Here is a 25,783-nt window from a genome sequence, read left to right as displayed (position 1 = left end):
AAAGGCCTATATAACCGATCAATCCGCCAGCCAGCCATTCTCCCAATACCGCAGATTGTCCCCACGCAACACATAATCGCGCATGACCACCTCATGCAGCTCGTCACCCATGCGATAGCTGGCATCAGGGTCGGCCAGATGCATGCGAATCGCCTGCAGCCATTCATCAGTGCTGTTGGTCTTCACCCGCGTGCACGGCAGGTAGCCCTGATAGGCTTCAGTGTCAGTGCAGATGACCGGGTAACCACAGGCGCCGTATTCCAGCAAACGCAGGTTGCTCTTGCAGTCGTTGAAGATATGGAACTCCAACGGTGCCAGGGCCAGGTCGAGGTTCAGACTGGCCAGCTTGGCCGGATAGACGTCCAGAGGAATCACCCCGTGGAATTCGTGCATGTACGGACGCAGGTCATCCGGGCACATGCCGAAGAATACCCAGTCAACTTCGTTGGCCAGCTCACGCACGACATCGGCAATCACCGCCAGATCGCCATGATGGCTGGTGCCTCCGCCCCAACCGACGCGAGGTTTTTTCGAGGTGCGGCGCTGCCCCCGCAGACCGGTCCAGAGGTTCTGCGCAAGCATGTTGGGGACTACGCGAATGTCGTGGTGCATGTCCGACAGCGCATTGGCCAGTGGTTGAGTCGACACCACCACGCGGTCGCACAGGCTGATCGCCCGGCGCACCATCCGTTCCATTTCCTGCTTGTCGGGCATGTTGCGGATATGCGCGTTGCGATGCGGAACATCGATCACATAGTCATCCAGCTCGAAGATGCGCCGGGCACGGCAGAACTTTTTCAGCGGCGGGATTTCATCGATCGCGCCCTGGGAGTAGCGCCCTTGCAGGACGATGACATCCGGCGACTGACGCTCGATTTCAATGATCGACGGCAAGCCGTAGCGAATGCACCCTTCGGCCCGGTTCGCCGCTTCCAGCTCTATCAGTGGCTGACTCATGCGGTAATGGCCAATCGCTGAGGCGTTGATCGGTACGGCGAGTACGTTGGGCAATTGCGGCCGGGAAAAAGCAGTCCACCCCGTACGCAGGCCCGGCTCAAGGCTGAAACTGGTCGCTCCGACACCCTGCAGGGACAGGTTGACGTTGAACGCCGGATCGCGGGCAATGCGCGGCAGCCAGCGCTTGTAGAAGGTCTCCTGCTCGTGCAAATGTTGCTGGCTTTCTTCAGCGGTTGACTCGACAGTCGGTCGCACGCCCTGAGCCAGCAAGGCATAAGGCGTCCACACTACCAGGTAGCCTTCCTGGCCGATGCGCAGGCACAGATCCACCACGTTCAGCGCCTGCTTCAAATCCTCTTCATCAAGCCCTGACACCGACTCGAAAACCGCCTTGCGCACCATCAGGCAATCACCGCCGACTGCACTCAGATCGTGGGCGGCCTGCAGGCGGAACATATAACCGTCAGACTGCAGCGACTGCCCATAAAATGGCAGCCCGACCGCGCCCTGCATCCCCAGAATCATGCCGGCGTGCAGCACATACCCATCCGGGTTGAACAACTTGGCGCCGACCACACCGACTTCCGGGCGCTGCGCATGATTGAGCAGTTCGTCCAGCCAGTCGGCGTGGGTGATCACCGCAAAGGTATTGAGCAGCAGCACATAGTCGCCACGAGCCTTGGTCACGGCAAAATTATGCAGGGCAGCCATGTTGTCCGGCTGCGGGTACGTCAGCACGCGGATTCGGTCGCCACCCAACTGCGCGATGCCGTCCAGCCATGCTCTGGCCTCAGCGGTTTCACTACCGTTGTCGACCAGCAGCAGCTCGTATTCGGCGTAGGCGGTTTTTTCCAGCACGGTCTCGACACACCGTTGCAAGGCAGCAGTCTGATCCCGGGTGACGATGATGATCGACACAAGCGGACGGCGCGCGTGCCGATAGTCGACACGATTGAGCAACTGGCAGCTGCCACTGCGGATTTCGTGGGCAACGCCGATGCGTCGCAGATGCGCTTCGAGCACACGAGGATTCTGTTCGATGACGCCGGGCTCGGCCAACCATCGCGACAGATCGAATGGCGACTCCAGCAGCACTTCGGCGACATGCCCGATCACCTGGGTGCCGTCGCTTTCGACCATGCGCCAGAGCATGTCGTGAGGAGCCAGTTCGGTGAACGTCGTGTCAAAACCACCCAGTGCCAGAAAGCGTTCGCGCTTGAACGCCAAGGCACGCCCGACATACGGGTAGCTGCGCATCAGATCAAGGTTGAAATCGGGTTTGAAAGCCGGTTCCACGGATTCACCATCGCGCAGACCGCCTTCATCGCTATACACGCAACCGAGCGACGGCGAGTGCGCAATCCGGTCAGCCATGACCAGCAAGGCCGGCACCATCAGCCGGTCACCGGCCTGCAACAGGTAGAACCAGTCAGCGCCCTCCAGTTGGGGCAACAGAGCGTTGATCTGACCCAGCCCGTCACCTTCCAGTGGCATGTGGAACACGCGCCCGTCCAGCGTCGCCTCGTTACAGGAAGCGGACAGCACCAGAATCAGTTCAGGCGCATAGTCCTGCCGAGCAAGCGCCTCAAGCGTGCGCTCGACTCCATCGCGACTGCCTTGGGCGTCAATCACGATCGGCACTATTCGCGGCTGTTGTGGCCAGGCGGCCAGAGTTTCCGGCAGTAACCTGCGCTGCCCTTCAGTGAGACTGCGGCATTGCAGCCAATGCGCATAGAGTTCGGCGAAGCTCCAGCTATCGATGCCGACGCACCACTCCTGGCGACTCTGCTTGGTACCCAGCGTACGGCTCAGAGGCAGCTCTTCCCAGACGCGCGGCATTACGTCAGCCTTGGTCAGCGGGACATAGCGTACCCAGCCCGGCGCCGGGGCCGACTCGCCGCTGCGCGCCTTGAGCATTTGCAGAATCCACTCGCGCTCGACCTCAACCGCGTCTTTCATCGGCTGCTGAGCACTCAAGCGCTCCGGGTAAAGCCGCTCGGCACTGAGCACGGTGTTCGACATCGCCAGATTGCCGCGCCGCAGCAGGCATACGTACAAGGCGAAATCCAGGGTGGCGACAAAGCAGTGGCCGTCCTGAGTCAGCGCCGGCAACAATTCGGCGAGGTCCGAACGACGGAACAAGGCGCTGGAGAAACCGCCCAGTACATTGACCGGAAATTTCTCGAAGATGCCCAGCAGGTCGTCACCCTTGAACAGACCGCTGGCCGGTGACAACGAGGTGTTTTCCAGGCGCGCCGGCAGAATGATGTCGTCGGCGTCCCAGAACAGCCGCTGAGCCAGCACCAGGCTGACCTCCTCACGCAACATCTCGTGCGCCTGCTGCTCGATGCAGGCGGCATAGAGATGGTCGTCGTCACACATGAACTTGACGAATTCACCCTGCGCCTGATCAAGGCACGCCTTGAGATTGCCGACCATCCCCAATGTGCGCGGGTTGCGCACATAGCGCACGGCAACACCCGAGCGCTCGGCCACAGCGCTGACAATCCCTTCGATCTCATGACCACGACTGTCATCGCAGACAATGATCTCAAGGGGTGCGTATGTCTGGCTGACGGCGCTGTTCAATGCCCGCTCGAAAAAGCGCGGTTTGAACGCGGGAATGGCAATGCTGACGAGAGGAAGTGAATTCACGGCGGGCTCACAGGCGGTACGAGCCCGCTCGGAAAAACGAGCCCTTGATACCGCAAAAAATCATTAACAGAGGGATAACGTTAGGCGGGCGCGCACGCGCCCGCTAACCATCAGATCTTGTTGAACAGACCCAACTGACTGATCTTGCTGAACGCCAGTTGCGCGGCTTGCAGCATGGTCTGTTGCAGGGTCAGACGGGTCATGACTTCAGCCGGATCGGAATCACGGATCGAACCCTGGGTCGTGCTGTTCGCCGTGGTCAGGCTGTCGTTGGTGATGGTCTGCATGTCCAGCGCCTGGCCGCGCGCACCTATGGTGGTCACCGCCGTGCCGATCTGATTGGAAGCGGCATCGATGTTACCGAGACCTGCCTCCATCGCGCCCTGCAATTTCTGTTTGGCAACCGGGTCACCGTCGACTGGCGTATTCAACGCGGTGATCATCTGGCCCAGGGTGTCGAGCACGTTCTGGGTCTGATGATTGTTGGGCTGGATCGAGAACTGGTCACCAGCGGCCGGCGTGTTGCCCAGTGCAAAGGTCACCCCGGCAGCGGTGGCGTTACCGGCGGCCACCGTGCCCGAGGAAACCGGCTTGCTGTCGGCAGTCACTGGCGCGGCATACAGATCGAAATCGGTGGCGCTGGTGAACTTGAGCACTGCGCCGCCCTGCGGGAACGCTGCGGTGTAGGCTGCCTGATCGGTGATGGTCGAACCGGTGATCACGCTGGTCGACGGGTTACCCGGATTACGCGTGGTGGTGAACGAGTCCGGCGAGGCCGACAGCTGGAAGCTGTGACCTGCGATAACGGCGTCCGGATTGGTATCGCCAGCCTTCAGGTTGACGTTCAGTTTAAGGTCGACACCACGGAAGCTGACAGTCTGGTTGGCGCCGCTGCTGTTGCTGATCAAGCCATTCTGGCTGGCCTCGGCAGTCACATCGTTGCCCAGCGCATCGGTGATCTTCAACTGGGTGCTGCTGACGAAATCGACGGTATACGGCTGCCCGGCAGTGAACTTGGCATCGTAGGTGGCAACAGTGCCGACGGTGCCGTTGGACAGCACGACACGGCCGTCATCGACGGCTGGCGCGATCATCTTGGTGTTGGTGCGGCCGGTGTTGATGGTCTGCTGAAACGCGTCCCAACCGGTGGTGTTGGTACCCACGGTCATGCCGTCGCCGATGCCCAGATCGATAGTGGTCTGGTCGCCGTTGTAGCTGAACGTGCCGTCAGAATTCTTCGAATACGGCGCGGTGTCGGTTTTCGAACCGGAGAACAGGTAGTTGCCGTTGGCATCCTTGGCGTTCATCAGGCCCAGCACTTGTTGCTGGATCTCACCCAGTTCCGAGGCGTACGCCTGGCGATCCTTGTCGGTGATCGTGCCGTTGTTCGCGGCCAGCGCAAGTTCCTTGGCTCGCGCCAACGCCGTGGTGATCGAATCCAGCGTGGACTCCTGCACGGTCAAGGCACTTTTGGTGGTGTTGACGTTGGTCTTGTACTGATCAAGCATCGCCGCCTGCTGACCCAGCTGCAGCAAGCGCCCGGCACCGATCGGATCATCGGCGGCGGTGTTGATGCGCTGCAGGCTGCTCGCCTCGCTCGCGGTGGCGACAGCCTTGTTGAAGTTACGCTGATAATCCGAAGCTTGCGTTCCGTAATACTGGGCGGTGGAAATGCGCATGAATTACGACTCCTTAAAGGCTGTTGATCAGCGTGGCGAAAGTTTCCTGCGCAGCTTTGATGATCTGCGAAGACGCTGTGTAGTACTGCTGGTACTTGACCAGGTTGCCGGTTTCTTCGTCCAGGTTGACCCCGGAAAGCGAATCGCGGGCACCCTTGGCGTTCTCCAGAATCGCCGTGGTCGCGGCGCTGTCGGACTTGCCTTGGGCGGTCTTGGTACCGACGTTGGTCACCAGGGTGTTGTAGGCGTCAGTCAGGCTGATGCCCTTGCTCGCCGAACCGGTGTCCACGGTCTGTTTGGTTTGCAACGCGACCAGTGCCTGGGCATTGCGGTTGTCCGAAGACGCCGCGCCGGTCAGGTTCATGGTGAAGGTTTCGCCGGTTTTCGGCGTGCCGCCCACGGTGGTCTGCACGGTGAAGGTCTTCTGCACGTTCGGCGTGACGGTCGTGTCCATCACCGGGTTGCCGCTGGCATCGACAATGCCGACTTTCAGATTCAGCGTGTTCGACTGGCCGGGCACGATGGTGCCGGTGCCAATGGTCGCGCCCTTGGCGTCGACCAGGTTGTACGACTGGCTGCCACCGCTGGCTGCGCCGAACACCAGTTTGACTGGTGTCGAATTCTTCAGCGCCGCCTGCATGTCGGCCTGGGCGGTCGGGTTGTAGATATCGATCTTGTCGCTGAGCGTCGGCTGGGTGTAAGCGCCCAGACCGTTGGCGCTGGCGACACCGGTCAGCGGACCGGCCGCAGCGATTTTCTTCGGATCGGTCAGGACCGTCTGAATGCTCGCCGCCGCATTGCGGGTCGGCGTGATCTTGAACGAATCACCCGCGCTCAGCGCGCCGCCATTCAAGGCCAGGGTGAAGCCGTCGATCACTGGCGGCGGATTGGTCGTGGTGCTGAATGCGCCCAGATCGGTGCCGTCGGAACGCTTGACGGTGTAATCGGTGGCGCTGGTGAAGGTCACTTGATAATCGCTGGTGGTCAGCTTGCCGGTGTCCTTGATGGTCACATCGAGGTTGCCCGAACCGGCGCTGTTGCCATCCTTCGCAATGCTGCGCTGACTGATCAGGGCGGCACTGTTGATGTTGTTGAAAATCGCCGCGCCGAAGTCACCGTTCTTGTCGATGCCCTGTGCTTGCTGGCTGTTGATCTGATCGGCAATCACCAGGGCCACGCGACCGAGCTCGTTGAGCGATGGGTCGAGGACTTCCTTGCGATAGGTCAGCAGACCGCCGATTTCGCCACCGCTGATTACCGAGGTGATGTCGATGGTGCTCGAACCGCGATCCATCTGGATCGACATGCGCGACGGGTCGGTCTTGCTCGCGACCATGCTCAGGCTGTTGGTGGTGTTGCCGATGACCAGCGGCTGGCCGCTGCCGACATAGATGTCGAAACTGGTGCCGCGCTCGACGACCTGGGCACCGGTCAGCTCGGAGAGCTGACGCACGGCTTCGTTACGGCTGTCGAGCAGGTCGTTCGGCGCCCCGCCACTGGTGGAGATTTCGCCGATCTTCTGGTTGAGATTGGCGATCGCCGTGGCGAGCTTGTTCACCTGGGCGGTCATGTCGCCGAGGCTGCCGTTGATCGTGGTGTTCTGATCGTTGAGCTGCTTGGCCAGGGTGTTGAAACGGCTGGTCAGTGCCTGCGCACCGGTCAGCACCGACTGACGCGAGGTGTCATCGGTGGCCGACGTCGATACGCCCTGCATCGAGGTGAAGAATTTCTGCAACACGCCGGTCAGGCCGGTGTTGGTGTCCGACAGCATGGCGTCCAGCGGCGTCGCCTGCTTGAGGAACGCGGCCGATTCGCTGTCCAGCGAAGTCGCGGTGTGCAGCTGCGATTCCAGGTACGAGTTGTACACCCGGCGCACGTCAGCCAGGGTCGTGCCCGTGCCGATGAAAACGCTGCCGTACTGCTGCGAGGACTTGGTGCCCTGCACGGTTTGCTGACGTGAATAACCGGCGGTGTCGACGTTGGCAATGTTGTTGCCTGTCGTAGCCAGAGAGGACTGGCTGGCCGACAGTCCCGACATCCCGATATTGAGCAAACTCATGGTTCAGACCTTATTACCTGGTGCCTTATAAAGGCGTGGTGGAGACACCCGCCGCAGCGTAGTTTTCAAAACTGTTCATCTGCTTGGCAATTTGCGAAATCTTCGTCGCGTAGTTCGGGTCGGTGGCGTAACCGGCCTTCTGCAACTCGCGTACAAACTGTTCTGGGTTATCGGCCGACTTCAGCACTTCTTGATAGCGATTGTTGCTCTGCAGCAACGTCACCAGATCGTGGAAGCTGTCCTTGTACGAGGCATAGGAACGGAACTCGGCCGTCTCCTTGACCATCGCGCCATTGCGGAACTCGCTGGTGATCGCGCGGGCCGAATCGCCCTTCCAGTTGCTGCTCGCCTTGATGCCGAACAGGTTGTGGCTGCTGCTGCCGTCCTGGGCGCGCATGACCGATTTGCCCCAGCCGGTTTCCAGTGCCGCTTGCGCCACCAGATAACGCGGATCGACGCCGATGCGGTCGGCGGCTTCCTTGGCCATCGGCAACATGGTGTTGACGAATTCGTCGGCGGAACTGAAGGCCTTCTTCGCCGGTGCCAGCGGAATCTGCGCCATGGCGCGGCCGTAGACCTGCATCTGCCCGCCGGCAGCTTTCTGCTCTTCGGCACGGGCCAGCCAGTCGCCGTTGTACAACGCGCCGGAGCCTGTGACGGCGGTAGTCGCAGCCCGTTGCGGCAAGGCGTTGGTCGCTGCGGCCGCAGTGCTGGCAGTGGCCACGCTCGGCGCCGATGGCACCAGGCCTGCGAGCAAGCGATCGGCCAGTTTCGGCGGCAGCGCCAGACGCCGCTGATTGATCAGCGCCATGTCGTTGCGATGGGAAATATCGGTGCTCGGCGCGTGCACCGAGCGCGATGCCCACAGTGGGCGCTCGCCGTTTACGCGAGACAGCGGACCGTTGGTGGCGACGGTGCCGGCGGCAATCGGCGTCGGCACGGCGGCGGCCTTGGCCAGTGCTTCCTGCTGCTTGGCGGCGGACGCGGCTGCAGCCTCGCCCGGCGCCATCGGTTTGTTCTTCGACATCTGCCGGATCAGCACGTCGGCCAGGCCGATACCACCGCCCTCCCGCGACATGGACACCGCCAATTGCTGGTCGTACATTTCCTGATACTGCTTGGCCGCCGGTGTGTTCAGCGGATTGTCCTGGCCGAGCGCTTCGGTGGCCGAACGCATCGACTTGAGCATTTCGCCGAGGAACAGCGACTCGAATTCCTGCGCCACCTTGCGCATGTTTTCGTCGCTGTTCTTGTCGCCGACCTTGAGCTGATTCAGTCGATTGAGGTCCGAGTAGGACCCCGAATCGCTGCTGCTGACCAGACCGCTTTTGCGCATATCCATGGTGGCCGGCCTCAGATCACGATCAGGTCGGCTTGCAATGCGCCGGCCTGCTTCAGAGCTTCAAGAATTGCCATCAGGTCACCCGGTGCTGCGCCGACCTGGTTCACCGCACGCACGATCTCGTCGAGGGTGGTGCCCGGGCCGAACTTGAACATCGGTTTGGCTTCCTGTTCGGCATTCACCCGCGAGCGCGGCACGACGGCGGTCTGGCCGTTGGACAGCGGGCCCGGCTGACTGACGATCGGGTCTTCGGTGATGGTCACGGTCAGGCTGCCGTGGGTCACGGCGGCTGGCGACACTTTCACGTTCTGGCCGATGACGATGGTGCCGGTGCGCGAGTTGATGATGACTTTCGCCACCGCCTGACCCGGATCGATTTCAAGGTTTTCCAGGATCGACAGGTAGTCGACGCGCTGGCTCGGATCCAGCGGCGCAGTGACCCGCACCGAACCGCCGTCGATGGCTTGTGCGACGCCAGGGCCGAGCATGTCGTTGACCTTGTCGACGATGCGCTTGGCGGTGGTGAAGTCGGAGCGGTTGAGGTTCAGCGTCAGGCTGTTGCCCTGATTGAAACCGCTCGGTACTGCACGTTCCACCGACGCACCGCCAGGGATGCGACCGGCCGACGGAACGTTGACGGTAATCTTCGAGCCGTCACGGCCTTCAGCGTCGAAACCGCCAACCACAAGGTTGCCCTGAGCGATCGCATAGACGTTGCCGTCGATACCCTTGAGTGGCGTCAGCAACAAAGTGCCGCCGCGCAGGCTCTTGGAGTTACCGATCGAAGACACAGTGATGTCGACTTGCTGACCTGGCTTGGCGAACGCCGGCAGATCGGCACTCACCGACACCGCCGCGACGTTCTTCAACTGCACGTTGCCCGATCCCGGCGGCACCTTGATGCCGAACTGCGAGAGCATGTTGTTGAAGGTCTGCAGGGTGAACGGGGTCTGCGTCGTCTGGTCACCGGTGCCGTTAAGCCCGACCACCAGGCCGTAACCGATCAACTGGTTGGAGCGCACGCCGGAAATGCTGGCGATGTCTTTCAGCCGCTCGGCGTGTGCGGTGAACGCCGCAGACATCAACAACGCGGCCACCATAAGGCTTTTCAGATTCAACGTAGCCACCTAGAAAGGGAACAGCGGGCTGAGGAAGAAACGGTCGAACCAGCCTGGCTGACTCGTATCGGCAAACGCGCCGGTACCCGAGTAGGTGATGCGTGCATCGGCGACGCGGGTCGACGACACGGTGTTGTCGGTCGCGATGTCATCGGCGCGAACCATGCCGGCGATGCGCACCAGTTCGTCACCGGTATTGAGCGTCAGCCACTTCTCGCCACGCACGGCGATGATGCCGTTGGGCAGCACGTCGGCCACGGTCACGGTAATCGAACCGGTCAGGCTGTTGCTCTGCCCGGACTTGGCGTCGCCCTTGGTCGAACGGTCGGCGCTGTAGCCGGCGTTGAGGCTCAGGTCACCGCCACCGATCGGGTTATTGGTGGTCAGGCTGGAGCCGAACAACGAGGTCAGACCGATCGAGTTATCGCTGTTCTTGTCCATCTGCGAGTTGGCGTTCTTGCTCGCCTGGGTGCGCTCGTTCAGGGTGATGGTGATGATGTCACCGACCCGGAACGCCTTGCGGTCGCTGTACAGGTTCTGCTCGAAGCCGGCCTGATAGATCGAGCCGTTGTTGGCAGCCGCCGGCAACGGTGTGCGCGGCAACACCGGGGCGTAGTAAGGGTCATTGGGCTTGGGCGTCGGGGCGACGCAACCCGCGAGCGAGACGACCCCGCTCAATGCCAGAACAGATACAAAGCGCTTCATGACCCTACCTCACGGTGTTGCTGGCGACCTCAGGCCGCCCCAAAGACTGGATTACAGATTCTGCGTTACGAACGAGAGCATCTGGTCGGCGGTGGAGATCACCTTGGAGTTCATCTCGTAGGCGCGTTGAGTGGTGATCATGTTGACCATCTCTTCAACGGTGCTGACGTTGGACGTTTCCAGGGTGTTCTGCAGCGTGGTACCGAAACCGTTCAGGCCCGGGGTGCCGATTTGCGGCGCACCGGAAGCAGCGGTTTCCAGGAACAGGTTGTTGCCCACGGCTTGCAGGCCGGCCGGGTTGATGAAATCGGCGGTCTGCAGGTTACCGATCACTTGCGACGCCGGGTTGCCGGCGATGGTGATCGACACGGTGCCGTCACGGCCGACGGTGAAGGTCTGCGCATCGTTCGGGATGATGATCGCCGGTTCCAGAGCGAAACCGCTGGCATTGACGATCTGGCCATTGGAGTCGAGGTGGAAAGTACCGTCACGGGTGTAGGACGTGGTGCCGTCCGGCTGCAGGATCTGGAAGAAACCGCGACCGTCGATGGCCATGTCCAGCGGCTGCTCGGTGGTTTGCAGGCTGCCGGCGGTGAAGTTCTTCTGGGTGCCGACAATGCGCACACCGGTACCCACTTGCAGACCCGACGGCAGTTCGCTGTCCTGGGTCGACTGGGCGCCTGGCTGACGCTTGATCTGATACAGCAGGTCCTGGAACTCGGCACGGTCACGTTTGAAACCCGTGGTCGAAACGTTCGCCAGGTTGTTGGAAATGGTGGTCAGGTTGGTGTCCTGGGCGGACAGACCGGTTTTGGCAACCCATAGAGCCGGAAGCATTCGATTCTCCTCGTGCGCCTGTTTTACGGCGCGACGTTCTGATAATTAGCTGATCTGCAAGACCCGAGCCATGGCCTGGTCGTCGTCTTTGGCGGTGTTCATCATCTTGACGTGCAACTCGAACTGCTTGGCCAGGGCCAGCACCGAAGTCATTTCTTCCACGGCATTGACGTTGCTCGACTCGAGGAAACCCGAGACCAGTTTGACGTTGGCGTCGGCTTGCGCCGGCTGGCCGTCCTTGGTGTAAATCGAACCGTCGAGACCTTTGTTCATGTTCTTGATGTCCGGGTTGACCAGCTTGATGCGGTCGACTTCGGCCATGACGCGGGGGCCTTCGCCCATCGCGCGAATACTGATGGTGCCGTCTTCGCCTACTTCGACCTGCTGCTCGGGCGGCACGGCGATCGGGCCGCCGTTACCGATCACCGGCATGCCGTTGCCGGCGCGCAGTACGCCGAGGGCGTCGATGTTGAGGCTGCCGGTACGCACGTAGCTTTCACCACCGCTGGGGTTTTGCACGGCGATGAAACCGTTGCCGGATACCGCGACGTCGAGTTCACGACCGGTCTGCACCAGCGAGCCCGGCGTGAAGTCGGTGGCGGGACGTTCGCTCATGGCAAACGCGCGCGCCGGAAAGCTGTCACCGAACACCGGCATCGAACGCGCCTGCTCGAGGTCGCGCTGGAAGCCGTTGGTGGAAATGTTCGCCAGGTTGTTGGCATGCGCCCGCTGCGCCAGTGCGTTCTGGCTGGCGCCGGTCATTGCCACATAAAGGTACTTGTCCACAGTGTTTCCTCTGCATGCCGGACGTTTGCCGCCCACCGCTGTACTGCTCAGCCATAAGCAATTTGCAGACCAACTTTTTATTGGGGGGCGAAGGCCCGGTAAACAAGGGACTTGAGGAGATCAGAGGGGGAATCTGAAATAGGTAGAAGACGAAAAACCGGCGGTGTCATGCCGCTTCGCGGCAAGAGATCAAAAGATCGCAGCCTTCGGCAGTTCCTACAGGCAACCGCGTTCCAAATGTAGGAGCTGCCGAAGGCTGCGATCTTTTGATCTTAAGCTCCGCTGTCTTTACCCACCTCATACTCACGCAACTTATTGGCAATGGTGGTGTGCGAAACACCCAGCCGCTTGCCCAGTTGCCTACTGCTCGGATGCTCGGAATACAAGCGCTCCAGCACCGCTTTCTCGAAACGCCCGACGATCTCGTCCAGACTTCCGTCGAGAGAAAAATCGCCAAGTGGCTGACGCACGCCGTAATCCGGCAGGCGGATATGTTCAGCCTTGACCTTACCGCCGTCGCACAACGAAACCGCCTGGAACAACACGTTCTCCAGTTGCCGCACATTGCCCGGCCAGTGGTAATGGCTGAGGCGGTCCATCGCCGCCGGGGCCAACTTCGGTAGCGGGCAGCCGATCTGCCGACTGGCCTGATCGAGGAAATGTTCAACCAGCGGCGTCAGACCGTCGAGGCACTCGCGCAGCGGCGGGATGTGCAGCGACAGCACGTTCAAGCGGTGATAGAGATCCTGACGAAACTCGCCCCGCGCGCACAGTTCGGACAAGTCCACCTGGGTGGCGCAGATCACCCGCACGTCCAGATACACCTCTTCATCACTGCCAACGCGACGGAAGCAACCGTCCTGAAGAAAGCGCAGCAATTTGACCTGCAAACGCGGACTCATCTCGCCGACGCCATCGAGAAACAGCGTGCCGCCAGCGGTCAGCTCCAGCAGACCAAGCTTGCCTTCGGCCCGCGCACCTTCGAAGGCGCCGGGGCCGTAGCCGAACAGTTCGGTCTCGGCCATTGATTCCGGCAACCCGGCGCAGTTGAGCGCCATCAACGGTGACTGTCCGCGCGGACTGGCAAGGTGACAGGCGCGCGCGAGCAGTTCCTTGCCCGTGCCGGTTTCGCCTTCTATTAATAGCGGCGCATCCAGCGGCGCCATGCGTCGCGCTTCGCGGACCACAGCGGCCATGACTTTCGAACTCTGGAAAATACTGTCGAAGCCACGCAGTTCCTGTTTGCGCACATTGTAGATACGCTCGCCGACCCGATCGGCGCGGTGCAGCGTCAATACGGCGCCGGCCATAGCCTCGCTGTCATCGTGCTCCGATTGCAGCGGCGCGATGTCGGCAAGAAAGATGTCGCCCTTGACCTTGACCCGCATGCCGTTGATTCGCGACTTGTTGGCGCGCACCAGTTCCGGCAAATCGAAATCCTCGGCGTACCGCGACAGCGGAATCCCCGGCACCTCATCGACGCGCACCCCGAGCAACTGCGCTGCCGCGCGGTTGGCCGCGACGATCGAGCCGCCCATATCGATCGACAGCACCGGAAATTCCAGCGCGCCGAGCAACGCATTCAACTCCATATGCCGGCGCTCGCTGGGCATCAGCCCGACGCGCTTGACCCCGAACACCCCGCCGATTGCCTCGAATTTCGGCCGCAACGCCTGGAACTGGATGTTGATCAGGTTCGGGCAGTGCAGGTAGATCGCGTTGCCATGCTCACCGCCAACCTCACCGCGCGCGACGTTGATCCCGTACGCCACCAGCAGATTGAGAATGTCGCGCAGGATGCCGATGCGGTTCTGGCAGTGGACTTTGATGCGCATAGAAAAGGCCCGACAGGTTTGAGAGGTAAACACATGTCCTTGTGGGAGCGAGCCTGCTCGCGAAGGCGCCAGCACATTCAACATCGATGTGTCAGACAGACCGCTTTCGCGAGCAGGCTCGCTCCCACAGGGTTTTGTGGCGCGCCCGGGGCAGATTTTTCTGCCGAGGCACGCAGATAGTTGTCAAGATTATGTGACAGCCCCGACCCTTTTCAAACCCGCCAATCACCGTAAATGCGCATTACCCGACAAAGCGTAACGATAACTTTACGAAACGAGCCGAATTTTCCTACGCACACGCCAGTCAACATGCTGCACGCCCTGTCACTCTCGGGTATTCCTTTAGCCATCGCTGGACATAACAAAAACGAATTTCCTAGCAGGAGAGCAGCATGAAGCAGACGCAATACGTGGCTCGCGAGCCCGATGCGCAAGGTTTTATCGACTACCCCGCCGAAGAACATGCGGTGTGGAACACGCTGATCACTCGCCAATTGAAGGTGATTGAAGGTCGCGCGTGCCAGGAATACCTGGACGGTATCGAAAAACTCGGTCTGCCCCACGACCGCATCCCGCAACTGGCCGAGATCAACAAAGTCCTCGGCGAGACCACCGGCTGGCAGGTTGCCCGGGTGCCAGCGCTGATTCCCTTCCAGACCTTTTTCGAATTGCTCGCCAGCAAGCAATTCCCCGTCGCCACGTTCATTCGTACCCGTGAAGAACTCGACTATCTGCAAGAGCCGGACATCTTTCACGAGATCTTCGGCCACTGCCCGCTGCTGACCAACCCGTATTTCGCCGAATTCACCCACATCTACGGCAAGCTCGGCCTGCAAGCGACCAAGGAAGAGCGCGTGTATCTGGCGCGGCTGTACTGGATGACCATCGAATTCGGTCTGGTCGACACCCCGCACGGCAAGCGCATCTACGGCGGCGGGATTCTGTCTTCACCCAAAGAAACCGTTTACTGCCTGTCGGACGAGCCCGAGCATCAGCGCTTCGATCCGCTGGAAGCCATGCGCACGCCGTATCGCATCGACATCCTGCAACCGCTGTACTTCGTCCTGCCCAATCTCAAGCGCCTGTTCGACGTGGCCCATGAAGACATCATGGCCATGGTTCGTAAGGGCATGCAGTTGGGCTTGCACGCGCCGAAATTTCCGCCGAAACCCAAAGCCGCCTGAACCGCGCCTTTTGCTGACAATTGCGTCTGTCCGTCGCCGCCACTTTGCTTTAGCGTGACGGCATTGACGGCACACGCGCTTTAATAAAAAACACACTCGTTTTCAGGAATACACCATGTCGACTTTGAACCAAGCCCACTGCGAAGCCTGCCGCGCCGATGCGCCACAAGTCAGCGACGAAGAACTGCCGGTCCTGATCAAGCAGATCCCTGACTGGAACATCGAAGTACGCGACGGCATCATGCAGCTGGAGAAAGTTTTCCTGTTCAAGAACTTCAAACACGCGCTGGCCTTCACCAACGCCGTGGGCGAGATTTCCGAAGCCGAAGGTCACCACCCGGGTCTGCTGACCGAGTGGGGCAAAGTCACCGTGACCTGGTGGAGCCACTCGATCAAAGGCCTGCACCGCAACGACTTCATCATGGCCGCGCGCACTGACGAAGTGGCCAAGACCGCAGAAGGACGCAAGTAATGCACTTCGACGCCATCGGCCGGGTCCCCGGCGACCCGATTCTCGGTTTGATGGAGGCCTATGCGCAGGATGCCAATCCGCGCAAGTTCGACCTCGGCGTTGGCGTCTATAAAGATGCCCAGGGCCTGACGCCAATCCCCGAGGCGGTGAAAATCGCTGAAGCGCGACTGGTCGAAAGCCAGGACACCAAGACGTACATCGGTGGCCACGGCAACGCGCTGTTCGGCAAGGTCATCAATGAACTGGTGCTCGGTAGCGACTCGGCATTGATCGCCGAACAACGCGCCGGCGCCACCCAGACCCCGGGCGGCACCGGTGCCTTGCGGCTGGCGGCAGACTTCATTGCGCAATGCCTGCCCGGCAAGGGCGTGTGGTTGAGCAACCCGACCTGGCCGATTCACGAAACCATTTTCGCCGCCGCCAGGGTCAAGGTCAGCCACTACCCGTACGTCGGCAGTGACAACCGCCTCGACGTCGAAGCCATGCTCGCCGTGCTCAAGGAAGTGCCGAAGGGTGACGTCGTGCTGCTGCATGCCTGCTGCCACAACCCGACCGGTTTCGACCTGAGCCATGACGACTGGAAGCGCGTGCTGGAAGTGGTGCGCAGCCGCGATCTGCTGCCGCTGATCGACTTCGCTTATCAGGGTTTTGGTGATGGCCTGGAGCAGGACGCCTGGTCGACCCGGCTGTTCGCGGCACAAGTGCCGGAGCTGCTGATCACCAGTTCCTGCTCGAAGAACTTCGGCCTGTACCGCGACCGCACCGGTGCGCTGATCGTCTGCGCGACCAGCGCCGACAAGCTCATCGACATCCGCAGCCAACTGGCCAACATCGCCCGCAACCTGTGGTCGACGCCGCCGGATCACGGTGCGGCGGTGGTCGCAACCATCCTCGCCGACCCAGAGCTGAAAGCGCGCTGGGCTGATGAAGTGGAAGCCATGCGCTTGCGGATCGCGCAGTTGCGCAGCGGCTTGGTCGAGGCACTGGAACCCCACGGTTTGCGCGAGCGTTTTGCGCACATTGGCGTGCAACGCGGGATGTTCTCCTACACCGGCCTGTCGCCGGAACAGGTTAAACACCTGCGCGAGCGGCACAGCGTGTACATGGTCAGCTCAGGCCGGGCCAACGTCGCCGGCATCGACGCCACCCGCCTCGCCTTGCTGGCCGAAGCCATCGCTGACGCCTGCAAGTAGTCAGACACTGCAATAACCTGTAGGAGCTGCCGAAGGCTGCGATCTTTTGATTCTGCTTTTAAATACAAGATCAAAAGATCGCAGCCTTCGGCAGCTCCTACATTTGTTTCTGCGGTGACCTTCTGGCTTCCTCCCTGCGGCCATCTGTCGCATTAATTTGAATTAAAAGTCTGATTGTCATTTTTCCTGCTGTATCCTGCGCAGGCTTTGTAAAGCGCGGAGCACCTGATCTATCAACAGACTTAGCGAGGAGCGCACCCATGCACGAGATTCCCAATCTCCCCTTCCCAAGCCTGCACGTACCTGAGCAGACGACCCCGCAACACGCCGGCGCCGAAAAGCCCGAGCCGCAAGAAGCCGCTGACAGCCGCAAAGCCGACAGCGAAGAGTAAGACCCGCCGTACAGACCGTGTGGAAAGCGCTAACATGCGCTTTCCACACTGCCTGAAACCCGAGCCCGCCATGACCGACGAATTCTCCGAAAGCCAAGCTGCCGTGCTGATCGGCACCACCGAGAAAATGATCGAGATCTGGAATCGCCTCTCGCCCGAGAAACAGGCTGCGCTGCTCGAGCGTTTCGGCAGCGAAGAAAACGCCCTCGCCGCCCTCGTCACCACGCAATTGGTCGCTCCGGCGAAATCCTGAAAACGCCGCCCGGCAAATAGTTTTACTTTTCCACGCCCCTGAGCGGTTCACGCCGGTATCATGAGCAGCCTATCTAATCTGCTGCTCCCGTGGATCGTTACCCATGTCGTCTATATCCGAACCCCAGCGCCCGCTGGCGGTTACGCTGCAAGTGGTTTCCATCGTCCTCTTCACCTTTATCGGTTACCTGAACATCGGCATCCCGCTCGCCGTGTTGCCGGGTTACGTCCACAGCGATCTTGGTTTCGGCGCAGTCATCGCCGGGCTGGTGATCAGCGTGCAATACCTCGCCACCCTGCTCAGCCGCCCGTATGCCGGCAAGATCATCGACAACCAGGGCAGCAAACGCGCAGTGATGATCGGCCTCGCTGGTTGCGGCTTGAGCGGTGTGTTCATGCTGATTTCGGCGTGGACGCCGAACCTGCCGCTGCTGAGCCTGATCAGTCTGTTGATCGGCCGTCTGGTATTGGGCAGCGCGGAAAGCCTAGTCGGCTCCGGCTCGATTGGCTGGGGCATCGGCCGCGTCGGCGCGGCGAATACCGCCAAGGTGATTTCCTGGAACGGCATCGCCAGTTACGGCGCCCTGGCGATCGGTGCGCCGTTCGGTGTCTGGCTGGTGAGCCGGCTGGGTTTGTGGAGCATGGGCGTGAGCATCATCCTTCTCGCTTTGCTCGGTCTGGCGCTGGCATGGCCAAAAACCGCTGCGCCGATTGTTGTCGGTGAACGTCTGCCGTTCATGCATGTGCTCGGCAAAGTCTTCCCGCATGGCTGCGGGCTGGCGCTGGGTTCGATCGGCTTCGGCACCATTGCCACTTTCATCACCCTGTATTACGCGACCCAGCACTGGGACAACGCCGTGCTGTGCCTGAGCCTGTTCGGCGCCAGCTTCATCGGCGCGCGGCTGCTGTTCGGCAACCTGATCAACCGCCTCGGTGGGTTCCGCGTGGCGATCGCCTGCCTGTCGGTGGAAACATTGGGGTTGTTGTTGCTGTGGATCGCACCGGATGCACACTGGGCATTGGCCGGCGCGGCGCTGAGCGGCTTTGGCTTCTCGCTGGTGTTCCCGGCGCTGGGCGTGGAAGCAGTGAATCTGGTGCCGGCCTCGAGCCGTGGCGCGGCGGTCGGTGCCTATTCGCTGTTCATTGATTTGTCGCTGGGGATCACCGGGCCGTTGGCCGGGGCGATCGCAGCAGGATTCGGCTTTGCTTCGATCTTTCTGTTCGCAGCCTTCGCGGCGTTGAGCGGACTTGGCTTGAGCGTTTATCTGTACAAGCACACGGCGAAGTATCGCGAAGTCTAGAAGTCCACTTTGCCGCGCCCGGCCTTGATGCTGCCGCGCTTGGTTTTCGATTCCAGTCGACGCTTTTTCGAGCCGAGGGTCGGTTTGGTCGGACGGCGTTTCTTTTCGACTTTGGTGGCACTGAGAATGAGCTCGACCAGCCGCTCCAGCGCATCGGCGCGGTTGGCTTCCTGGGTGCGATATTGCTGCGCCTTGATGATCAGCACGCCATCGCTGGTGATACGGCTGTCACGCAGTGCCAGCAGGCGCTCCTTGTAGAACTCCGGCAATGACGAGTTGGGAATGTCGAAGCGCAAATGCATGGCGCTGGAAACCTTGTTGACGTTCTGCCCACCGGCGCCTTGCGCGCGGATGGCGGTCAATTCGATCTCGGCATCCGGCAGATGCACGTTGTTGGAAATCACCAGCATGGAAAAGCGTCCGTAATCAGAGGGTGCAGGATAACCTGATTCACTCAACCTCTGTGGGAGCGAGCCTGCTCGCGAAGGCGGTGTGTCAGTCGATGCAGATGTTTCTGATGGCCCGCTTTCGCGAGCAGGCTCGCTCTCACAGGGTTCGGTGTGGTGCCAGATTTTTCCATTTCAAAACAACAAACCCGGCACTTGGCCGGGTTTGCTGTTTCTGCTTGAGCGGTTACTTGGCGATCACTGGCAGCGCCTGCTGGGCACTGCGCTTGTTCTTGATCAGGTAGCAGACCCACATGAACACCACCCACACCGGAATCGCGTACACCGAGATCTGAATCCCCGGGATCAGCAGCATCACGCCGAGGATGAACACCACGAACGCCAGGCAGACGAAGTTGCCGTACGGATACCACAGCGCCTTGAACAGCGGCGTCTGCTTGGTCTGGTTCATGTGCTGGCGAAACTTGAAGTGCGAGTAGCTGATCATCGCCCAGTTGATCACCAGCGTCGCAACCACCAGCGACATCAGCAGTTCCAGCGCGTGTTGCGGGATCAGATAGTTGAGCAACACGGCAACCAGCGTCACTGCCGCCGAAGCCAGAATCGAGCGCACCGGCACGCCGCGCTTGTCGATCTTCGCCAGGCCTTTCGGCGCATCGCCCTGCTCGGCCATACCCAGCAGCATGCGGCTGTTGCAGTAGGTGCCGCTGTTGTATACCGACAGCGCGGCGGTCAGCACGACGAAGTTGAGGATGTGCGCGGCGGTGTTGCTGCCGAGCATCGAAAACACCTGGACGAACGGGCTGCCGCTGTAGGAATCGCCGGATGCGTTGAGGGTTTCCAGCAGGCTGTCCCACGGGGTCAGCGACAGCAGGATCACCAGCGCGCCGATGTAGAAAATCAGGATGCGGTAGATCACCTGGTTGATCGCTTTCGGGATCACGGTTTTCGGTTTGTCGGCTTCAGCAGCGGTGAAACCGAGCATTTCCAGACCGCCGAAGGAGAACATGATGATCGCCATGGCCATCACCAGACCGCTCACCCCATTGGGGAAGAAACCGCCGTGGGACCACAGGTTGCTCACCGAGGCTTGCGGGCCGCCGTGGCCGCTGACCAGCAAGTAGCTGCCCAGGGCGATCATGCCGACGATGGCCACGACCTTGATGATCGCAAACCAGAATTCGGCCTCACCGAAGACTTTGACGTTGGCCAGGTTGATCGCGTTGATTAGCACGAAGAATGCGGCAGCGGAGACCCAGGTCGGGATGTCCGGCGCCCAGTAATGGATGTACTTGCCAACCGCTGTCAGCTCCGACATGCCCACCAGAATGTACAGAATCCAGCAGTTCCAGCCCGAGAGGAAACCGGCGAAACCGCCCCAGTACTTGTGCGCGAAATGGCTGAAGGAGCCGGCCACCGGCTCTTCGACGATCATTTCGCCGAGCTGGCGCATGATCATGAAGGCGATGAAGCCGCAGATGGCGTAGCCGAGGATCATCGACGGCCCGGCGGATTTCAGTACCCCGGCAGAACCGAGGAACAATCCGGTACCGATCGCGCCACCGAGGGCGATCAGTTGAATATGGCGATTTTTCAGGCCGCGTTTCAGCTCGCCTGATTGCGAGGGTTGTCCACTCATGAAAAAGGTCTCACGCAAGGTTTGATGATGTTCAGTAGACGTTGCTGCAAGGTTGCGATTTCAGGCAGCCCCGATCAAACCCCAGCGCAGGCACCAGGAGTTCAGCTCATTTACAACGGTCATGCGTCACCTGTTTGTTTTTATCTGTGACGAAATCGAACCCGGCACGCTTGTGGCGCGGCGGAGTGAACAAGGCGGATAGCCTCGAGATTTTTGCGATTACGCAGAGGGTCACAGTTAAAACGCGGCGCATTGTACACCGCTAACCCCCTGCTGCCAGACCCGCCTGATCAGCGTGTCGGTTGCCGGGATTGCGTGTGTCCGCCTCGACAGTCTCGAGCGGCTGCAAAATCTGAGTCAGGCCTTTGCAGGCCATCGGCGGGGACGAGGAAAAAACCGTCCCACGGGGAGAAGTGGAAATCAGTCGCGGCGTTCATTGCGCCTCCTTCTTGTTATTCGCCTGCACGACAGGCATGGGGCGCATCACACCTTGCCTGAACGCTTGAAACAAGCGCGCCAGAGCCCTGCGTGGCGCACGCTCCGGCCGGTTACGGAAGCTTTTCCTTACAACGGAGAGCGAGACGGGAAATGACCACGTGGGCGGGCCAAGATCGTCAGGTTTTCTTTACAACGCGTAACGTAAATTTTCCGAATCAGAAATATCCGAAGGACGTCTGCTTCTTGACGGTCGCTAGCTTGCTATTGAATCCACCAATCCAGTTTTCTGTTTTAAAACAAGAAAACTCATTCCTAAAAACAGAACAAAAAGTCTATTTAAAAATTAAATGGATAAATTTTTGCAATCCAAAAAACCCTCAACTAGGTTTTTCACGTCTCACCGGCCACCTCGACCGGTCAGTCATAAACCGTGAAATTCTCTAGGAGATCGACCATGCAAGCACTGGAAAAAGACTTGGATACCGAACTGCAACTGGACGAATGGTTTGAAGCGCCAACCCATGAGGCCGCTGTGGAAATGATGCAAGCCGACGCGGTGGTTCCGTTCGGCACGGCGATGTGGCCTCTGTAAGATATCCCGGGCAGGCACGGTCCGGCCGGTCGTGCCTGCCGCTTCATTTCCCGGTCAGTCAGGGAGGATTCATGGACAAGCCCCGCGCCATCTCGCATTTCCTTTACTACCTCGAACATCACCCTGCCCTTGCCGGCCTCGACTCGGCGAAGGTCATGCTCGGCCACACCGCCGACTACGAAGCCCTGACCGGCGCCATTGCCGAACAGGCCGGCGAGCATCCGCGCTTTCAGTTCAGCGCCCGGCGTCTGGACCTGGAAAGCACCGCAGCGCTGTCCGAGGCGATTGCCGACAGCGATCTGTACATTTTCTTCTACGACTCTTCCACCCTGCCCAACCCACGCCCCGACGGCCCGGAGTTCGTTCGTGCGCTGCAAGCGGTGATGGCGGAAAACTGGAAGAAGTCGCTGCTGTTCAAGGATTACGGCGACTATTTCTACGACACTTTCAGCATCACCCCACAGCGCATCGCCGGGCTCAACAGTCACCTGATCCAACGCATGTCCCAAGCGACCACGCTGAGTTTCAAGGATGACCACGGCTCATGGTTCGAAACGCCGATGAGCAGCATCAAGAAGTGGACCGACATCAACGGCGTCGGCAACTTCGACCTCGCTCCCGGGGAAATCGCCACCCACAGCGAAGCCATCAATGGCCACGTGAAGTTCAAGGGCACCTTCCTCAGCACCATCCCGTTCGCGCGCAAGTACGGCGTGCTGGAATCGCCGCTGGAGTTGTGGATCGAGAACTCGACCATCAGCCGCATCGCCACCGACGTGCCGGGGCTGGAACACGACTTCAACAAATACCTGGACGCCAACCCGTCGAACCGGCGGATCGAGGAACTGGGGATTGGCACCAACGAAGGCGTGAAGGATCTGTATGCGCGCAATGCCGGGTTTGAGGAGCGACATTGCGGGTTGCATCTTGGATTAGGCGGTGGCGCCAAGGGCAGTCATCACCTGGACCTGATCTTTTCGGGTGGGGTGTTGGCGCTGGATGACAAGCCGGTGTTTGATGGGCGATTTGTGTTCTAGCCTGAAGTTGATGGTGCTACTACTGGCCTCTTCGCGGGCAAGCCCGCTCCCACAGGGTTTTGAGTTGTTCACAGATATTACGTTCACCAATGAAACCTGTGGGAGCGGGCTTGCCCGCGAAGGGGCCGGGTCAGGCAATACAAATCTTTCGCCAGACGAAAAAAAACGCCAACCCTAAGGTTGGCGCTTTTGCTTCAGCTCGAAGCTTGCAGCTAGTAACTCACAGCTGCCTTATTCCGGTTTCTTGCGTCCAAAACCCGGGCGCTGACCGGAACCGGCCGGGGCGCCGCGACGCTTGCCCGAGGGTTTGTCACCGTCGACCAGTTTGATCCCAGGACGCTTCGGCGCCGGTTTGGCCGGGCGCTTATTGGTGGTATCGGCTGGACGATCCGCTACTGGCGTACCGCGACCGGCAGGAGCGCCGCGTTCGCCACGCTCGGTACGACCATTGGCCGGACGCGGTGCGCGCTCGCCGTCACGGGCGACTGGCTTGCGACCTGGACGCTCGCCTTCAATCTGCGGCTCACGGCTCGGGCGCGGCGCGGTCGGTGCGCCAGCGGCTGGACGCAGGGTACGCACGCGCTCGGTCTTGGCCATTGGCCGCGACGATTTGCGCTGCATGCGTTCGAGCTTGTCCTTGCTCTTGGCATTCAGCTGCGGCATTGCCACCGGCGTCAGGCCGACTTCGGCGCTGAGCACGTCGACTTCGTACTGGCTCATTTCGCGCCAGCGACCCATCGGCAGGTCGGAGTTGAGGAACACCGGACCGAAACGCACACGCTTCAGACGGCTGACCACCAGACCCTGCGATTCCCACAGACGACGTACTTCACGGTTGCGCCCTTCCATGACCACGCAGTGGTACCAGTGGTTGAAGCCTTCACCGCCCGGCGCCTGTTGAATGTCGGTAAAACGCGCCGGACCGTCTTCCAGCACCACGCCTGCCTTGAGGCGTTCGATCATCTCGTCATCGACCTCACCGCGTACACGCACGGCGTACTCGCGGTCCATCTCGTAGGACGGGTGCATCAAACGGTTGGCCAACTCACCGTCAGTGGTGAACATCAGCAGACCGGTGGTGTTGATGTCGAGACGGCCGATGTTGATCCAGCGGCCTTCTTTTGGACGCGGCAGTTTGTCGAACACGGTCGGACGGCCTTCCGGGTCGTCACGGGTGCAGATCTCGCCGTCAGGCTTGTTGTACATGATCACGCGGCGCACCGATTCGGCCGCCTCTTCGCGTTTGATCACTTTGCCATCGATGGTAATGGCGTCGTGCATGTCGACGCGCAGGCCGAGGGTGGCGTCTTTGCCATTGACCTTGATCCGGCCCTGGCTGATCCAGGCTTCGACGTCACGGCGCGAGCCGACGCCGATACGGGCGAGGACTTTCTGCAGCTTTTCGCCTGCTGGGCCGATTTCCTGGTCGTCTTTCTGATTGATGTCACTCATCTGGGCACCTCCCGGTGTGGTCTGTTCAGGCGGCGCCTGAAGTATTGAAAACTGGGTCCAGGCCGAAGGGATCGGCGAAGGGTCGCGAATCATACGCGGATGTGCGCCGTCGCGCATCAGAGACTAGCTGATCGATCAACAGTTATTTCTTTTTCCGCCGACCGGCACCACCCAGTTTGATCAGGCGCAGCGCGGCTTCAGCCAGCACCGCGCGTTTATCGTCCTTGTCGAGTTTCTTCCAGGCCTTGATCTCGCGCTTGCTGCGACCGCAACCGAGGCAGATGTCGTCGGAGAATTTGCAGAGGCTGATGCAGGGGTCTTTGGTTGAGCTCATCGCAATCTCCAGAACGACATTTCACCCTGTGGGAGCGAGCCTGCTCGCGAAGGCGCAGTGTCATCCAGCATTGATGTATCTGACACACCGCCTTCGCGAGCAGGCTCGCTCCCACAGGGTCTTCACTGGTTTCTCAATAGGCGTCAGTCGTCAAATTCGCGCCGTTCGGCTTCAATCGCTTCAGCCAGTGCGCGGGCTTCGGCTTCTTCTTCGCTGAGTTCCGGTTCCGGCTGTTCGAGGGCAGCGACAGCGGCCAGGAGTTTCTCGCGAGCCTCGGCGACGCCGAGAATATCTTCTTCCGGTTCGGCGTCGGGCGCGGCTTCAAGTTCCACTTCAAACTCAACAACCGGTTGAATAATCTCGGGCACAGACACCGGCGCTTCGCCATCCACCGCATCACGCAGCAGATCGTCGAAGTCGGTCTTGATCCCCTCCTCCATGCTGTCCAGCTCCAGCAGCAGGGAATGGAAACTGGTTTCTTCCTTCTCCTCCTCCAGCTCGGCGCTGGCGTCGGCCAGCTCCTGCAGACTCTGCGGCACCGGCGCGTCGTCGAAGTCGAGCACCGGTTCGGCTTCCATCTCGCGCAGTTCGGCCAGCGGCGGCAGGTCTTCGAGGTTTTTCAGGTTGAAGTGGTCGAGAAACGCCTTGGTCGTGGCAAACATCGCCGGTTTGCCCGGCACGTCGCGGTAACCGACGACGCGGATCCACTCACGTTCGAGCAAGGTTTTGACGATGTTGCTGTTGACCGCGACGCCACGCACGTCTTCGATTTCGCCACGGGTGATCGGCTGCCGATAGGCGATCAACGCGATGGTTTCCAGCAGGGCCCGGGAATAGCGCTGCGGGCGCTCTTCCCAGAGACGGCCGACCCACGGCGAAAACTTCTCGCGGATCTGCAAGCGGTAGCCCGACGACACTTCCTTGAGCTCGAAGGCACGGCCCTCGCAGGATTTGCCGAGCAGGGTCAGGGCTTTCTTGAAGACCGCCGGCTCCGGCCGCTCGCCTTCTTCGAACAGTTCAAACAGGCGCTCAAGTGATTGCGGTTTTCCCGAGGCCAACAGAAAGGCTTCAAGCAGGGGCGCCAGCTCGCGGGGTTCAGTCAGGTTCATGTTTCGAC

22 protein-coding genes are annotated in these 25,783 nt (G+C 60.5%); 8 read left to right on the top strand and 14 right to left on the bottom strand.

Annotated elements, in window-relative coordinates:
- Positions 1-18 precede the first annotated feature (18 nt).
- The 9 genes from AC4IHP_RS04520 to AC4IHP_RS04480 all read right to left on the bottom strand — a co-directional run bounded on the left by AC4IHP_RS04520 (position 19) and on the right by AC4IHP_RS04480 (position 13,973).
- Complete coding sequence (locus AC4IHP_RS04520) at positions 19-3,612, bottom strand: glycosyltransferase (protein ID WP_490830970.1); 3,594 nt, start codon at positions 3,610-3,612, stop codon at positions 19-21.
- 110 nt (positions 3,613-3,722) lie between these two features.
- Positions 3,723-5,291, bottom strand: a complete 1,569-nt coding sequence (locus AC4IHP_RS04515) for a flagellar hook-associated protein 3 (protein ID WP_490830969.1) — start codon at positions 5,289-5,291, stop codon at positions 3,723-3,725.
- 13 nt (positions 5,292-5,304) lie between these two features.
- Positions 5,305-7,350 carry a flagellar hook-associated protein FlgK gene (gene flgK, locus AC4IHP_RS04510; RefSeq protein ID WP_490830968.1) on the bottom strand — a complete coding sequence of 682 codons (2,046 nt, stop codon included), beginning with the start codon at positions 7,348-7,350 and terminating at the stop codon, positions 5,305-5,307.
- A gap of 25 nt (positions 7,351-7,375) precedes the next feature.
- A complete protein-coding gene (gene flgJ / locus AC4IHP_RS04505) occupies positions 7,376-8,692 on the bottom strand; it encodes a flagellar assembly peptidoglycan hydrolase FlgJ (protein WP_460117431.1) in 1,317 nt (438 codons plus the stop codon).
- An 11-nt stretch (positions 8,693-8,703) separates the two neighbouring features.
- Positions 8,704-9,792 (bottom strand): flagellar basal body P-ring protein FlgI, encoded by a 1,089-nt coding sequence (locus AC4IHP_RS04500; protein ID WP_024012083.1) that lies wholly within the window; start codon positions 9,790-9,792, stop codon positions 8,704-8,706.
- Positions 9,793-9,819: 27 nt separating this feature from the next.
- Complete coding sequence (gene flgH / locus AC4IHP_RS04495; protein ID WP_016771110.1) at positions 9,820-10,515, bottom strand: flagellar basal body L-ring protein FlgH; 696 nt, start codon at positions 10,513-10,515, stop codon at positions 9,820-9,822.
- A 51-nt stretch (positions 10,516-10,566) separates the two neighbouring features.
- Complete coding sequence (gene flgG / locus AC4IHP_RS04490; protein ID WP_016771111.1) at positions 10,567-11,352, bottom strand: flagellar basal-body rod protein FlgG; 786 nt, start codon at positions 11,350-11,352, stop codon at positions 10,567-10,569.
- A gap of 45 nt (positions 11,353-11,397) precedes the next feature.
- The gene (locus tag AC4IHP_RS04485) at positions 11,398-12,138 is read right to left on the bottom strand and encodes a flagellar basal body rod protein FlgF (RefSeq protein ID WP_016771112.1); all 741 of its coding nucleotides are present in this window, start codon (positions 12,136-12,138) and stop codon (positions 11,398-11,400) included.
- Between the two features lie 272 nt (positions 12,139-12,410).
- On the bottom strand, positions 12,411-13,973 hold the full coding sequence (locus tag AC4IHP_RS04480; RefSeq protein WP_460117429.1) for a sigma-54-dependent transcriptional regulator: 1,563 nt from the start codon (positions 13,971-13,973) through the stop codon (positions 12,411-12,413).
- 392 nt (positions 13,974-14,365) lie between these two features.
- On the opposite strand from AC4IHP_RS04480, the gene phhA reads away from it, so the two are divergent.
- The 6 genes from phhA to AC4IHP_RS04450 all read left to right on the top strand — a co-directional run bounded on the left by phhA (position 14,366) and on the right by AC4IHP_RS04450 (position 18,767).
- Positions 14,366-15,157, top strand: coding sequence for a phenylalanine 4-monooxygenase (gene phhA / locus AC4IHP_RS04475; RefSeq protein ID WP_490830967.1), 792 nt, complete (start codon positions 14,366-14,368; stop codon positions 15,155-15,157).
- Positions 15,158-15,272: 115 nt separating this feature from the next.
- Positions 15,273-15,629 (top strand): 4a-hydroxytetrahydrobiopterin dehydratase, encoded by a 357-nt coding sequence (locus AC4IHP_RS04470; protein WP_490830966.1) that lies wholly within the window; start codon positions 15,273-15,275, stop codon positions 15,627-15,629.
- On the top strand, positions 15,629-16,822 hold the full coding sequence (locus tag AC4IHP_RS04465) for an amino acid aminotransferase (protein ID WP_490830965.1): 1,194 nt from the start codon (positions 15,629-15,631) through the stop codon (positions 16,820-16,822). The genes AC4IHP_RS04470 and AC4IHP_RS04465 overlap by 1 nt, the downstream gene beginning before the upstream one ends.
- Before the next feature lie 260 nt (positions 16,823-17,082).
- Positions 17,083-17,214 carry a hypothetical protein gene (locus tag AC4IHP_RS04460; RefSeq protein ID WP_016771117.1) on the top strand — a complete coding sequence of 44 codons (132 nt, stop codon included), beginning with the start codon at positions 17,083-17,085 and terminating at the stop codon, positions 17,212-17,214.
- A gap of 70 nt (positions 17,215-17,284) precedes the next feature.
- A complete protein-coding gene (locus AC4IHP_RS04455; protein WP_460125264.1) occupies positions 17,285-17,467 on the top strand; it encodes a hypothetical protein in 183 nt (60 codons plus the stop codon).
- Between the two features lie 112 nt (positions 17,468-17,579).
- A complete protein-coding gene (locus AC4IHP_RS04450; RefSeq protein WP_490830988.1) occupies positions 17,580-18,767 on the top strand; it encodes an MFS transporter in 1,188 nt (395 codons plus the stop codon).
- Here the strand turns inward: AC4IHP_RS04450 and arfB are convergent.
- Positions 18,764-19,177, bottom strand: a complete 414-nt coding sequence (gene arfB, locus AC4IHP_RS04445; protein ID WP_016771119.1) for an alternative ribosome rescue aminoacyl-tRNA hydrolase ArfB — start codon at positions 19,175-19,177, stop codon at positions 18,764-18,766. The genes AC4IHP_RS04450 and arfB overlap by 4 nt on opposite strands.
- Positions 19,178-19,400: 223 nt before the next feature.
- Positions 19,401-20,813 carry an amino acid permease gene (locus tag AC4IHP_RS04440; protein WP_056783743.1) on the bottom strand — a complete coding sequence of 471 codons (1,413 nt, stop codon included), beginning with the start codon at positions 20,811-20,813 and terminating at the stop codon, positions 19,401-19,403.
- 892 nt (positions 20,814-21,705) lie between these two features.
- Between AC4IHP_RS04440 and AC4IHP_RS04435 the strand changes: the two genes are divergently transcribed.
- Both AC4IHP_RS04435 and AC4IHP_RS04430 read left to right on the top strand, forming a co-directional pair.
- The gene (locus AC4IHP_RS04435) at positions 21,706-21,843 is read left to right on the top strand and encodes a hypothetical protein (protein WP_003222780.1); all 138 of its coding nucleotides are present in this window, start codon (positions 21,706-21,708) and stop codon (positions 21,841-21,843) included.
- A 71-nt stretch (positions 21,844-21,914) separates the two neighbouring features.
- Complete coding sequence (locus AC4IHP_RS04430) at positions 21,915-22,880, top strand: M29 family metallopeptidase (RefSeq protein WP_024012077.1); 966 nt, start codon at positions 21,915-21,917, stop codon at positions 22,878-22,880.
- A 231-nt stretch (positions 22,881-23,111) separates the two neighbouring features.
- On the opposite strand, the gene rluB is transcribed toward AC4IHP_RS04430, so the two are convergent.
- From rluB to scpB, 3 genes are all read right to left on the bottom strand, one after another.
- Positions 23,112-24,332: a 23S rRNA pseudouridine(2605) synthase RluB gene (gene rluB / locus AC4IHP_RS04425; protein WP_460117419.1), complete on the bottom strand. Its 1,221-nt coding sequence runs from the start codon at positions 24,330-24,332 to the stop codon at positions 23,112-23,114.
- Positions 24,333-24,474: 142 nt separating this feature from the next.
- Positions 24,475-24,666 (bottom strand): DUF1289 domain-containing protein, encoded by a 192-nt coding sequence (locus tag AC4IHP_RS04420; protein ID WP_460117417.1) that lies wholly within the window; start codon positions 24,664-24,666, stop codon positions 24,475-24,477.
- A gap of 143 nt (positions 24,667-24,809) precedes the next feature.
- Positions 24,810-25,775: an SMC-Scp complex subunit ScpB gene (gene scpB, locus AC4IHP_RS04415; protein ID WP_490830964.1), complete on the bottom strand. Its 966-nt coding sequence runs from the start codon at positions 25,773-25,775 to the stop codon at positions 24,810-24,812.
- Positions 25,776-25,783 lie beyond the last annotated feature (8 nt).

It is taken from the genome of Pseudomonas sp. UF-293, from assembly GCF_058245595.1.
This window is presented reverse-complemented; position numbering and strand designations above follow the sequence as displayed.

Excerpts from the sequence above, each read along its gene's own strand:
- AC4IHP_RS04515 (WP_490830969.1), bottom strand. The coding sequence starts at position 5,291 with ATGCGCATTTCCACCGCCCAGTATTACGGAACGCAAGCTTCGGATTAT.
- flgK (WP_490830968.1), bottom strand. The coding sequence starts at position 7,350 with ATGAGTTTGCTCAATATCGGGATGTCGGGACTGTCGGCCAGCCAGTCC.
- flgJ (WP_460117431.1), bottom strand. The coding sequence starts at position 8,692 with ATGGATATGCGCAAAAGCGGTCTGGTCAGCAGCAGCGATTCGGGGTCC.
- AC4IHP_RS04500 (WP_024012083.1), bottom strand. The coding sequence starts at position 9,792 with ATGGTGGCCGCGTTGTTGATGTCTGCGGCGTTCACCGCACACGCCGAG.
- flgH (WP_016771110.1), bottom strand. The coding sequence starts at position 10,515 with ATGAAGCGCTTTGTATCTGTTCTGGCATTGAGCGGGGTCGTCTCGCTC.
- flgG (WP_016771111.1), bottom strand. The coding sequence starts at position 11,352 with ATGCTTCCGGCTCTATGGGTTGCCAAAACCGGTCTGTCCGCCCAGGAC.
- AC4IHP_RS04480 (WP_460117429.1), bottom strand. The coding sequence starts at position 13,973 with ATGCGCATCAAAGTCCACTGCCAGAACCGCATCGGCATCCTGCGCGAC.
- phhA (WP_490830967.1), top strand. The coding sequence starts at position 14,366 with ATGAAGCAGACGCAATACGTGGCTCGCGAGCCCGATGCGCAAGGTTTT.
- AC4IHP_RS04470 (WP_490830966.1), top strand. The coding sequence starts at position 15,273 with ATGTCGACTTTGAACCAAGCCCACTGCGAAGCCTGCCGCGCCGATGCG.
- AC4IHP_RS04465 (WP_490830965.1), top strand. The coding sequence starts at position 15,629 with ATGCACTTCGACGCCATCGGCCGGGTCCCCGGCGACCCGATTCTCGGT.
- AC4IHP_RS04460 (WP_016771117.1), top strand. The coding sequence starts at position 17,083 with ATGCACGAGATTCCCAATCTCCCCTTCCCAAGCCTGCACGTACCTGAG.
- AC4IHP_RS04455 (WP_460125264.1), top strand. The coding sequence starts at position 17,285 with ATGACCGACGAATTCTCCGAAAGCCAAGCTGCCGTGCTGATCGGCACC.
- arfB (WP_016771119.1), bottom strand. The coding sequence starts at position 19,177 with ATGCTGGTGATTTCCAACAACGTGCATCTGCCGGATGCCGAGATCGAA.
- AC4IHP_RS04440 (WP_056783743.1), bottom strand. The coding sequence starts at position 20,813 with ATGAGTGGACAACCCTCGCAATCAGGCGAGCTGAAACGCGGCCTGAAA.
- AC4IHP_RS04435 (WP_003222780.1), top strand. The coding sequence starts at position 21,706 with ATGCAAGCACTGGAAAAAGACTTGGATACCGAACTGCAACTGGACGAA.
- AC4IHP_RS04430 (WP_024012077.1), top strand. The coding sequence starts at position 21,915 with ATGGACAAGCCCCGCGCCATCTCGCATTTCCTTTACTACCTCGAACAT.
- rluB (WP_460117419.1), bottom strand. The coding sequence starts at position 24,332 with ATGAGTGACATCAATCAGAAAGACGACCAGGAAATCGGCCCAGCAGGC.
- AC4IHP_RS04420 (WP_460117417.1), bottom strand. The coding sequence starts at position 24,666 with ATGAGCTCAACCAAAGACCCCTGCATCAGCCTCTGCAAATTCTCCGAC.
- scpB (WP_490830964.1), bottom strand. The coding sequence starts at position 25,775 with ATGAACCTGACTGAACCCCGCGAGCTGGCGCCCCTGCTTGAAGCCTTT.